We start from the raw sequence: 11,314 nt of genomic DNA on the forward strand, positions 1-11,314 counted from the left end.
GCTATGAATGATAAAGTAAAATTGTTTGTCTTGGCAGGGGTCATTCTTCTAGCCATAACCGGTTTCTATTTTCTATTAATGCGAAATGCAGGGCAGACAGATAGCTCGCAAATTGAGAAAGCATCCGTTAGCCAAGGAGGAAAAACAGTGAAAAAAACAGAAATTAGTAAAGACGCAGACTTGCACGAAATTTATCTAGCTGGGGGATGTTTCTGGGGAGTGGAGGAATACTTCTCACGCGTTTCCGGAGTGACAGATGCCGTTTCAGGCTATGCAAATGGTAGAGGGGAAACAACCAAGTACGAATTGATTAACCAAACAGGACATGCGGAGACTGTCCATGTCACCTATGATGCTAATCAAATTTCTCTTAAAGAAATCCTGCTTCATTACTTCCGCATTATCAATCCAACCAGCAAAAATAAACAAGGAAATGATGTGGGGACCCAGTACCGTACTGGCGTTTATTACACAGATGACAAGGATTTAGAGGTGATTAACCAAGTCTTTGATGAGGTGGCTAAGAAATACGACCAACCTCTGGCAGTTGAAAAGGAAAATTTGAAGAATTTTGTGGTGGCGGAGGATTATCACCAAGACTACCTCAAGAAAAATCCAAATGGCTACTGTCATATCAATGTTAATCAGGCTGCCTATCCCGTCATTGATGCTAGCAAATATCCTAAACCAAGTGATGAGGAATTGAAAAAGACCTTGTCACCTGAGGAGTATGCCGTTACCCAGAAAAATCAAACAGAACGAGCTTTTTCAAACCGTTACTGGGATAAATTTGAATCTGGTATCTATGTGGATGTGGCAACTGGCGAACCTCTCTTTTCATCAAAGGACAAGTTTGAGTCTGGTTGTGGCTGGCCTAGTTTCACCCAACCAATTAGTCCAGATGTTGTCACCTACAAGGAAGATAAGTCCTACAATATGACGCGTATGGAAGTGAGAAGCCGAGTTGGAGATTCTCACCTTGGCCATGTCTTTACAGATGGGCCTCAGGACAAGGGTGGCTTGCGCTACTGTATCAATAGTCTCTCTATCCGCTTTATTCCCAAAGATCAAATGGAAGAAAAAGGCTACGCTTATTTACTAGATTATGTTGATTAAGAAGTCTTTCCTAAGCAGTTAGTGGAGAATTTTGCTATACTGATACTAGTAAGTGGTAAAGGAGCAGAGCATGACCTACACAATCTTAATCGTAGAAGATGAGTATCTGGTAAGACAAGGTTTGACTAAGCTGGTCAATGTAGCAGCCTACGATATGGAAATCATCGGTCAGGCTGAAAATGGAAGACAGGCTTGGGACTTGATTCAAAGGCAGGTGCCAGATATCATTTTAACTGATATCAATATGCCTCAGCTAAATGGCATCCAGTTGGCCAGTCTGGTTCGAGAAACCTATCCTCAGGTGCATCTGGTATTTTTGACGGGCTACGATGATTTTGATTATGCCTTGTCTGCTGTCAAACTCGGTGTCGATGACTATCTGCTCAAACCCTTTTCTCGTCAGGATATTGAGGAAATGTTGGGGAAAATTAAGCAAAAACTAGACAAGGAAGAAAAAGAAGAGCAGTTACAAGATTTATTGACTGATAAGTTTGAGGGAAATATTGCTCAGAAGATCCAGTCTCATCTGGCTGATAGTCAGTTTAGTTTGAAGTCTTTGGCCAGTGACTTGGGCTTTAGTCCGACTTATTTGAGTTCCTTGATTAAGAAAGAGTTGGGGCTGCCTTTTCAGGATTACCTGGTGAGAGAGCGTGTCAAACAAGCCAAGCTCTTGCTTCTGACCACGGATTTAAAGATTTATGAGATAGCCGAAAAGGTTGGTTTTGAAGATATGAACTATTTTACCCAACGCTTTAAACAGATTGCAGGTGTGACACCTCGTCAGTTTAAGAAGGGAGAAGACCGATGAAGCGTTCTTCTCTCTTAGTCAGAATGGTTATTTCCATCTTTCTGGTCTTTCTCATTCTCCTAGCTCTGGTTGGGACTTTCTATTATCAATCGAGTTCATCAGCTATTGAGGCTACTATCGAGGGCAATAGCCAAACGACCATTAGCCAAACTAGCCACTTTATTCAGTCTTATATCAAGAAATTAGAAACCACCTCTACCAGTTTGACCCAGCAGAAGGATGTGTTGGCCTATGCTGAGAATCCTAACCAAGTCCAAGCCAAGGGAATCAGAGATCTGTTTTTGACCATCTTAAAGGCTGACCAGGACTTGAAAACGGTGGTTTTGGTAACCAAGTCTGGTCAGGTCATTTCCACTGATGACAGTGTGCAGATGAAAACTTCCTCAGATATGATGGCTGAGGATTGGTACCAAAAGGCCATTCATCAGGGAGCTAAGCCAGTTTTGACCCCAGCTCGTAAATCGGATAGTCAGTGGGTTATTTCTGTCACTCAGGAACTTGTTGATGCAAAGGGAGCAAATCTTGGTGTGCTTCGATTAGATATTTCCTACGAAACTCTGGAAGCCTATCTCAACCAACTCCAGTTGGGCCAGCAGGGCTTTGCCTTTATCATCAATGAAAATCATGAATTTGTCTACCATCCTAAACGTACTGTCTATAGCTCAGCGAGTGAAATGGAGGCTATGAAACCCTACATTGAGACGGGGCAGGGCTATACGCTGGATCACCAATCCTACGTCAGTCAGGAAAAGATTGCAGGAACTGATTGGACGGTTATAGGCGTGTCTTCGTTGGAGAAGTTAGACCAGGTTCGGAGTCAACTCATGTGGACCTTGCTTGCTGCTAGTGCCTTATCTCTTCTTGCCTGTCTCTGCTTGGTGTGGTTCAGTCTCAAACGCTGGATTGCCCCTTTGAAGGACCTAAGAGAAACCATGCTGGAAATTGCTTCTGGTACACAAAATCTGCGTGCTAAGGAAGCTGGCGCCTATGAACTGAGAGAAGTGACTCGCCAGTTTAATGCTATGTTGGATCAGATTGATCAGTTGATGGCAGATGTGCGCAGGCAGGAAGAAGCAACCCGGCAGTATGAACTTCAAGCACTGTCGAGCCAGATTAACCCCCATTTCCTCTATAATACTTTGGACACTATCATCTGGATGGCTGAATTTCAGGATAGTCAGCGAGTGGTTCAGGTGACCAAGTCCTTGGCAACCTATTTCCGCTTGGCGCTCAATCAAGGAAAGGATTTGATTTCTCTTTCTGATGAAATCAATCATGTACGCCAGTACCTCTTTATCCAGAAACAACGCTATGGTGATAAGCTGGAGTATGAGATTGCTGAAGAACCTGCTTTTGGTAACCTAGTCTTACCCAAGTTGGTGTTGCAACCTCTTGTAGAAAATGCTCTTTACCATGGTATTAAGGAGAAGGAAGGTCAGGGCCATATTAAAGTTTCTGTTCAGAGACAGGATATAGGGCTTGTCATCCGCATTGAGGATGATGGTGTTGGTTTCCAAAATCCTGGTGATAGCAGTCAAAGTCAGCTCAAACGTGGAGGAGTTGGCCTTCAAAATGTCAACCAACGACTCAAACTTCATTTTGGAGACAATTACCAGATGAAGATCAATTCTGCACCCGAAAAAGGGACGACGGTTGAAATATACATTAATAAAATAGAAATAAGTTAGCTCCCAGTCTATTCTGGGAGTTTTGCTTTTAAAATTCAGAATGATTAGTTGGCCTTGATAAAATCAGTAAAAAAAGATATGATAGATAGTGACAAAAGAGGTATCAAGTATGAAGGAAAAAGACATTCAAAGAGCAACAAGCCAGATTGTAGAAGATGTAATAGAAAAGTCTAATTTGAAGCAAGGAGCTATCTTTGTTTTGGGCCTTTCTTCTAGTGAGGTGATAGGTGGTCAGATTGGTAAGGAATCCAGTCAAGAAATTGGGGAAATCATTGTGAAGACCATCCTAGATATCCTAGAGGAAAAAGGAATTCATCTAGCTGTTCAAGGTTGTGAACATGTCAATCGAGCCCTCGTTGTTGAACGTCAGCTGGCAGAGCAGTTTGGTCTAGAAATCGTCAGTGTCCTTCCTACACTTCATGCAGGAGGTTCGGGTCAATTGGCAGCCTTCAAGTTTATGAAGGATCCAGTTGAGGTTGAATTTATCAAGGCCCATGCTGGATTAGATATCGGAGATACCGCAATTGGCATGCATGTCAAGCATGTTCAGGTTCCGATTCGCCCTCTTTTGAGAGAAATTGGGCATGCCCATGTAACGGCTCTAGCTAGTCGTCCAAAATTAATTGGAGGTGCGCGTGCGCAGTATCCACAAGATTCTATCAGAAAGTCATAAAATCATTTTATAGTAACAGAAGAAAAGCAAAAGACAGAGGAAACAACGGTATAGATACCATGACTTCCTCTGTTCTTTTTTGTTGTATTTTTGTGTAAAGTACTCCAAATAAGACCAGTTTTTACAAGAAGAAGGGGTACTATCTGATGGAGAATTGCCAAAAAGTAGAAAAAAGAAACTTAGAGAAGATTTTCCGTTATAGAAATCAGTAAACAAAGCTGGATTTAGCTGTTCTAGGTCGGCTTTTTTGTGCTATACTTAAGGTATGCATAGAAAAACAGTGATTGATTTTAGGGCTTTGGGGGAGAGATACACCTTCACTCAGCCTATCAAAGAGTTAAAAACGAGAGATTTAGCAGAAGTGGCAGACCTGCTGGCACAGGTGGAAAGCTACCAAGAGCAAGGTTATTATGTCGTGGGCTACGTCAGTTACGAGGCTGCACCTGCATTTGAGGAGAAATTAGCAGTTCATAAAGCTCCTTTACTGGCAGAGTATCTGTTATATTTTACAGTTCATGATAGGGTGGAAAGATCTCCTATTCCTCTGACTTATGAGGAAGTAGATCTGCCTTCAAAGTGGCAGGAAGTAACGTCTGAAGCAGACTATGAAAAAGCTATTTCCCAGATTCACCATCATTTGCGTCAGGGTGACACCTACCAGGTCAACTACACTGTCCAACTCAAGCAGGACTTAAGTGCCAATCCTTTTGCCATCTACAATCGTATGGTGGTAGAGCAGGAGGCGGGCTACAATGCCTATGTTGAACACGATGAGATGGCAGTGATTTCCATGAGCCCAGAGCTCTTTTTTGAGCAAAATGACCGGGAATTAACGACTCGCCCAATGAAGGGAACAACCCAGCGGGGAGTGACTAACCAAGAAGATTTAGAACAGGCTAGCTGGCTAGAACAGGATCCTAAAAATCGCTCTGAAAATATGATGATTGTGGATCTCTTGCGAAATGATATGAACCGTATTTCTGAAGTTGGAAGTGAGCATGTGGAGCGTCTGTGCCAAGTGGAGCAGTATTCAACTGTTTGGCAGATGACTTCAACCATCAAGAGTCAGTTACGATTGGATGTGGACTTGGTTGCTATTTTTCGCTCTCTCTTTCCTTGTGGATCCATAACGGGAGCTCCGAAAATTGCGACCATGGAAATCATCAAGGACTTGGAGCCCCAACCTAGAGGAGTTTACTGTGGAACGATTGGTCTCTTACTTCCAAATGGGCGACGAATTTTCAATGTCGCCATTCGGACTATCCAACTGCATCAAGGGAAAGCCATCTATGGAGTTGGCGGAGGGATTACATGGGATAGTACTTGGGAGTCTGAATACCGTGAGGTTCATCAAAAGGCGGCTGTACTCTATCGTAAACAAGCACGTTTCAAACTGATTTCAACTGGGAAAATCAGCCAAAAACAATTGCAGTTTGAAGATCAACATCTGGAAAGATTGACAAAAGCGAGTCGTTATTTTGCCTATCCTTTTGATCCAGAAGAACTGGGACAAAAGATAGAGGAAGAGTGCCGAGTTTGTAATGTTAATCAAGACTACCGTTTGCGAATTACCCTCAGCAAGTCTGGAGAGATAGAACTCAGTCGTCAAGTATTAACACCCCTTAGTCCTAGTTTCTGTCAGGCTCAACTTTGTCTGCAAGAAGCTGATTTGCGGCAAGCATTTACCTACTTCAAAACCACTCACAGACCACATTTAAGCCTAGGTAAACAGGAAATCATTTACCATAATGCAGCAGGAGAACTACTTGAGACCTCTATTGGAAATCTGGTCTTAAAAATTAATGGTAAACTCTACACACCGCCTACCAGTCTAGGAATTTTACCAGGAATCTACCGCCAGCATTTGCTGGAAAGAGGACTGGTAGATGAAAAAGTCTTGACTTTAAAAGACCTAGCTCAGGCGGAGGCTATCTATGGCTGTAATGCAGTCAGAGGCTTGTATGAGTTGGAAGTGATATAACTATGGATTTTTCAATTAAGTTTTAGATTTATTTGTTAATATTTAATATTTGATTTGAAAGCAAAATTAAATATATGGTATACTATAAGTATAAATCAATAAAAATAATGGAGATTTTTATGAAAAAATCAAAAAAAATTTTAGTAACCAGCTTAGCAACTGCTACACTGGGACTTATTTCATTTGCGGATACAACTGGAGACTTTCCTTTTTCGGCTCAGCATGTTTCTGCTCAAGAAAAGGATGCATCTAAAAATGGTAAGGTTGTAAAAGAGAATACAACTTCGGCATCAAATCAAGCTGAAAAATCAAAAACACCAGCGCAAAATCCTGCTGAGAAACCAAAAACACCAGCACCGAAACCAGAACCAAAACCAGCGCCAAAGCCAGCTGAGAAACCGAAAACACCAGCTCAAAAACCTGCTGAGAAACCTAAAAATACAAGTCCTAAAGAGGATAAGTCCAAATCTACAGCTCAGTCTGGTTGGGTAGGCTCATCGTACTATGAAAATGGTACTAAAGTTACTAATAAGTGGATTTTTGATAAAAAAGCTAATTCTTATTTCTATCTAAATGCTTCGGGAAACTATGTCCAAAATGCTTGGGTAGGCAATTACTATCTTAAATCAGATGGAAAGATGGCTAAGAGTGAATGGATTTATGATAAAAACTATGGATCCTATTATTATCTAACCGCAGAAGGTAGCTACGCTCGAAACGCATGGGTAGGTAATTACTATCTCAAATCAAATGGGAAGAGAGCTAAAAATGAATGGATTTATGACAATAACTATGGGTCATACTATTATTTAACAGTAGAAGGCAGCTACGCTCGCAACACATGGGTAGGCAATTACTATCTTAAATCAGATGGTAAGATGGCTAAAGCTGAGTGGATTTATGACAAAAACTATGGATCCTATTATTATCTAACAGCAGAAGGAAGCTACGCTCGCAACAAATGGGTAGGTAATTACTATCTAAAATCAGATGGTAAGATGGCCAAAAATGAATGGGTAGATGGTGGTCGTTATTATGTAGGAGACGATGGTGTGTGGCAACCAAAACCAGCGCCAAAGCCAGCACCAAAACCAGCTGAGAAATCGAAAACACCAGCACCGAAACCAGCACCAAAACCAGCTGAGAAACCGAAAACACCAGCACCGAAACCAGCTGAGAAACCGAAAACGCCAGCACAAAAACCTGCTGAGAAACCAAAAACACCAACACAAAAACCTGCTGAGAAACCGAAAACGCCAGCACAAAAACCTGCTGAGAAACCAAAAATACCAGCACAAAAACCTGCTGAGAAACCGAAAACACCAGCACAAAAACCTGCTGAAAAAGCTAAAGAAACAACTCCTAAACAGGATAAATCACAATCTAAAGTTCAGTCTGGCTGGGTAGGAAATTACTACCTCAAATCAGATGGAAAGAGAGCTAAAAATGAATGGGTAGATGGTGGTCGTTATTATGTTGATTCTGATGGAAAAAAGGTTAAAAGTGACTGGATTTATGATAAAAACTATGGTTCATATTATTATCTAACAGCAGAAGGCAGCTACGCTCGCAACAAATGGGTAGGAATTTATTACCTCAAATCAGATGGAAAGATGGCCAAGAATGAATGGGTAGATGGTGGCCGTTACTATGTTGAATCAGATGGTAAAATGGCTAGTGACAAATGGGTAGATGGTGGTCGTTACTATGTAGGATACGATGGTGTGTGGCAACCAAAACCAGCAGCTGGGAATCAATATACGGCAGCTTTAAAGACAGCAAAAAGCTATAATTCGTCTTCACATATGTCAAAAAAAGCTCTCTATGACCAGTTAACATCACAGGTTACTCATGGTTTTTCAAGTTCAGCAGCGCAGTATGCCATCAATCACTTGAACGTAGATTACAAAGAAAATGCCTTAGTTCAAGCAAGAAAATATCGAAAATATAGAAATTTATCAAAAACGGAAATTTATGAGATGCTAACTTCTCCTTGGATTGACAAATTTACCAAAGAAGAAGCAAACTATGCCATTCAAAAACTAGATTTAACACCTGAAGGAAGCTCTGCCCGCAATAAATGGGTAGGATACTATTATTATAAATCAGATGGAAAGATGGCCAAGAATGAATGGGTAGATGGTGGCCGTTACTACGTTGAATCAGATGGTAAAATGGCTAGGGACAAATGGGTAGATGGTGGCCGTTACTATGTAGGATACGATGGTGTGTGGCAACCAAAACCAGCAGACGGGAATCAATATACAGCAGCTTTAAAGACAGCAAAAAGCTATAATTCGTCTTCACATATGTCAAAAAAAGCTCTCTATGACCAGTTAACATCACAGGTTACTCATGGTTTTTCAAGTTCAGCAGCGCAGTATGCCATCGATCACTTGAACGTAGATTACAAAGAAAATGCCTTAGTTCAAGCAAGAAAATATCGAAAATATAGAAATTTATCAAAAACGGAAATTTATGACAGGCTAACTTCTCCTTGGATTGACAAATTTACCAAAGAAGAAGCAAACTATGCCATTCAAAAACTAGGGGATAAATAGTTATTAATTATTAGATGTAACTTTTATCATGCAAACCTTTGCACAAAAGAGACGATTTTGTTATACTATATCTGTAAGCATTTTCAATTAAAAAGGAGAAGACGATGAGTCAAAAGATTATTGGGATTGACCTTGGTGGAACATCTATCAAGTTTGCGATTTTAACTCAAGAAGGAGAAATCCAAGAAAAATGGTCTATCAAGACCAACATTTTGGACGAAGGAAGCCATATTGTAGATGATATGATTGAGTCTATTCAGCATCGTTTGGACTTGCTTGGATTGTCAGCTAAGGATTTCCGAGGGATTGGGATGGGATCACCTGGTGTGGTTGACCGTGAAAAAGGAACTGTTATCGGTGCCTACAACCTCAACTGGAAAACCCTTCAACCAATTAAAGAAAAGATTGAAAAAGCCTTGGGTATTCCATTCTTCATCGATAATGATGCCAACGTAGCTGCTCTTGGTGAGCGCTGGATGGGTGCTGGTGAAAACCAACCAGACGTTGTCTTTATGACACTTGGTACAGGTGTTGGTGGCGGTATCGTGGCAGAAGGCAAATTGCTTCACGGTGTCGCTGGTGCGGCAGGAGAACTTGGTCATATCACTGTTGACTTTGACCAACCAATCGCATGTACCTGTGGTAAAAAAGGCTGTTTGGAGACAGTTGCTTCTGCAACAGGGATTGTCAACTTGACTCGTCGTTATGCAGATGAATACGAAGGCGATGCAACCTTGAAACGCTTGATAGACGACGGTGAAGAAGTAACAGCAAAAACTGTTTTTGACCTTGCAAAAGAAGGGGACGACCTTGCTTTGATCGTTTACCGTAACTTCTCACGTTACTTGGGTATCGCGTGTGCTAACATAGGATCAATCCTAAACCCATCAACAATCGTTATCGGTGGTGGGGTATCAGCTGCGGGAGAATTCCTCCTCCAAGGCGTGCAAAAGGTTTATGATGAAAATACCTTCCCTCAAGTACGCACAACAACTAAATTGGCTCTTGCAACTCTAGGAAATGACGCTGGAGTTATCGGAGCAGCATCACTTGTATTGCAATAAAATAATAAAAAGGGGAAAAACACTACTTTAAAGCCAGTGATTTTCCTCCTTTCTTTTTTTATGCTATACTAGTTAGGACAATAAATGAGGTGAGAGTAAATGACAAAAGCAGATACGATTTTTAAAGAGAATATTGAACGAATCCTCAAAGACGGTGTCTTTTCTGAGCAGGCTCGTCCCAAGTACAAGGATGGGACCGTTGCCAATTCCAAGTACGTAACGGGTGCCTTTGCGGAGTATGACTTGGCCAAGGGGGAATTCCCCATTACAACCTTGCGTCCCATTGCGATTAAATCAGCTATCAAGGAAGTACTTTGGATCTACCAGGATCAGTCTAATAGCTTAGAAGTGCTAAATAGCAAGTACAATGTTCACTATTGGAATGACTGGGCAGTGGGAGATACGGGAACCATTGGTGAACGCTACGGTGCGGTCGTTAAGAAACACGATATCATTAATAAGATTCTCAAGCAGTTGGAAGCCAATCCCTGGAACCGTCGCAATATCATCTCACTCTGGGATTACCAAGCATTTGAGGAGACAGACGGCCTCCTTCCATGCGCCTTTCAGACTATGTTTGATGTCCGTCGAGTAGATGGGGAAATCTATCTGGATGCGACCTTGACCCAGCGCTCTAATGATATGCTGGTGGCTCACCACATTAACGCTATGCAGTATGTGGCTCTTCAGATGATGATTGCCAAGCATTTTGGCTGGAAGGTTGGGAAGTTCTTCTACTTTATCAACAACCTTCATATCTATGATAATCAGTTTGAACAAGCTCAGGAATTGCTTCGTCGTGAGCCGTCAAACTGCCAACCTCACTTGATCTTGAATGTGCCAGATGGGACCAATTTCTTTGATATCAAAGCGGAAGACTTTGAGTTGGTTGACTATGATCCGGTTAAGCCGCAGCTGAAGTTTGATTTGGCTATTTAATACTCTTAGAAAATCTCTTCAAACCACATCAGCTTCGCCTTACCGTAGGTATGGTGACTGACTTCGTCAGTTCTATCCACAACCTCAAAACAGTGTTTTGAGCTGACTTCGTCAGTCTTATCTACAACCTCAAAGCAGTGCTTTGAGTAACCTGCGGCTAGCTTCCTAGTTTGTTCTTTGGTTTTCATTGAGTATAAAAGAAAATAAAAAGAAGTTGAGAAATCTCAACTTCTTTTGTTATGTGACTATTAGTCCGTCTCGCTCCGTAAGGTGCGAGACAAATAAACCACCCGCTATGCGGGTGCGCGACGAAGGTTATACCAAAAAAACTCCAAACGCGATACAATAAAGGTGTTCAAGCCAATTGTAAAGCGAAAGGAGAAAAATATGGCACAAAAGGCACATAGTTTATCACACACAAAGTGGATGTGTAAATATCACATTGTGTTCACCCCTAAGTATAGACGAAAAATCATTTATAATC

General features: G+C 41.5%; 9 protein-coding genes and 1 pseudogene. 9 read left to right on the forward strand and 1 reads right to left on the reverse strand.

The window, feature by feature from the left end; genetic code table 11:
* Positions 1-3 precede the first annotated feature (3 nt).
* The 8 genes from msrB to D8844_RS04870 all read left to right on the forward strand — a co-directional run bounded on the left by msrB (position 4) and on the right by D8844_RS04870 (position 10,830).
* Positions 4-1,116 (forward strand): peptide-methionine (R)-S-oxide reductase MsrB, encoded by a 1,113-nt coding sequence (msrB, locus tag D8844_RS04835; RefSeq protein WP_125422337.1) that lies wholly within the window; start codon positions 4-6, stop codon positions 1,114-1,116.
* 70 nt (positions 1,117-1,186) lie between these two features.
* Entirely contained in the window at positions 1,187-1,924 is a 738-nt protein-coding gene (locus D8844_RS04840) for a response regulator transcription factor (protein ID WP_125422340.1), read from the forward strand.
* Entirely contained in the window at positions 1,921-3,612 is a 1,692-nt protein-coding gene (locus D8844_RS04845; protein ID WP_125422342.1) for a cache domain-containing sensor histidine kinase, read from the forward strand. The genes D8844_RS04840 and D8844_RS04845 overlap by 4 nt, the downstream gene beginning before the upstream one ends.
* Before the next feature lie 109 nt (positions 3,613-3,721).
* Complete coding sequence (locus tag D8844_RS04850; protein ID WP_185757664.1) at positions 3,722-4,285, forward strand: TIGR01440 family protein; 564 nt, start codon at positions 3,722-3,724, stop codon at positions 4,283-4,285.
* A 265-nt stretch (positions 4,286-4,550) separates the two neighbouring features.
* Positions 4,551-6,266 (forward strand): aminodeoxychorismate synthase component I, encoded by a 1,716-nt coding sequence (gene pabB / locus D8844_RS04855; protein WP_125422348.1) that lies wholly within the window; start codon positions 4,551-4,553, stop codon positions 6,264-6,266.
* Positions 6,267-6,385: 119 nt separating this feature from the next.
* Positions 6,386-8,827 (forward strand): Ltp family lipoprotein, encoded by a 2,442-nt coding sequence (locus tag D8844_RS04860; RefSeq protein WP_125422350.1) that lies wholly within the window; start codon positions 6,386-6,388, stop codon positions 8,825-8,827.
* Positions 8,828-8,931: 104 nt separating this feature from the next.
* A complete protein-coding gene (locus tag D8844_RS04865; protein WP_125422353.1) occupies positions 8,932-9,891 on the forward strand; it encodes an ROK family glucokinase in 960 nt (319 codons plus the stop codon).
* A 99-nt stretch (positions 9,892-9,990) separates the two neighbouring features.
* Positions 9,991-10,830, forward strand: a complete 840-nt coding sequence (locus D8844_RS04870) for a thymidylate synthase (RefSeq protein WP_125422356.1) — start codon at positions 9,991-9,993, stop codon at positions 10,828-10,830.
* 5 nt (positions 10,831-10,835) lie between these two features.
* Here D8844_RS04870 and D8844_RS10510 read toward each other — a convergent pair whose 3' ends face one another.
* The gene (locus D8844_RS10510) at positions 10,836-11,018 is read right to left on the reverse strand and encodes a hypothetical protein (RefSeq protein WP_070568618.1); all 183 of its coding nucleotides are present in this window, start codon (positions 11,016-11,018) and stop codon (positions 10,836-10,838) included.
* Between the two features lie 199 nt (positions 11,019-11,217).
* Between D8844_RS10510 and D8844_RS04880 the strand changes: the two are divergent.
* Positions 11,218-11,314 (forward strand): annotated as a pseudogene (locus D8844_RS04880) (IS200/IS605 family transposase); the annotation flags it as partial.

It is taken from the genome of Streptococcus oralis (genome assembly GCF_003942875.1).
Taxonomy (GTDB): domain Bacteria; phylum Bacillota; class Bacilli; order Lactobacillales; family Streptococcaceae; genus Streptococcus; species Streptococcus oralis_BX.

What these genes read in the sequence shown, in the direction of transcription:
- pabB (WP_125422348.1), top strand. Translation starts at nt 4,551, where the DNA reads ATGCATAGAAAAACAGTGATTGATTTTAGGGCTTTGGGGGAGAGATAC.
- msrB (WP_125422337.1), top strand. Translation starts at nt 4, where the DNA reads ATGAATGATAAAGTAAAATTGTTTGTCTTGGCAGGGGTCATTCTTCTA.
- D8844_RS04860 (WP_125422350.1), top strand. Translation starts at nt 6,386, where the DNA reads ATGAAAAAATCAAAAAAAATTTTAGTAACCAGCTTAGCAACTGCTACA.
- D8844_RS04865 (WP_125422353.1), top strand. Translation starts at nt 8,932, where the DNA reads ATGAGTCAAAAGATTATTGGGATTGACCTTGGTGGAACATCTATCAAG.
- D8844_RS10510 (WP_070568618.1), bottom strand. Translation starts at nt 11,018, where the DNA reads ATGAAAACCAAAGAACAAACTAGGAAGCTAGCCGCAGGTTACTCAAAG.
- D8844_RS04840 (WP_125422340.1), top strand. Translation starts at nt 1,187, where the DNA reads ATGACCTACACAATCTTAATCGTAGAAGATGAGTATCTGGTAAGACAA.
- D8844_RS04870 (WP_125422356.1), top strand. Translation starts at nt 9,991, where the DNA reads ATGACAAAAGCAGATACGATTTTTAAAGAGAATATTGAACGAATCCTC.
- D8844_RS04850 (WP_185757664.1), top strand. Translation starts at nt 3,722, where the DNA reads ATGAAGGAAAAAGACATTCAAAGAGCAACAAGCCAGATTGTAGAAGAT.
- D8844_RS04845 (WP_125422342.1), top strand. Translation starts at nt 1,921, where the DNA reads ATGAAGCGTTCTTCTCTCTTAGTCAGAATGGTTATTTCCATCTTTCTG.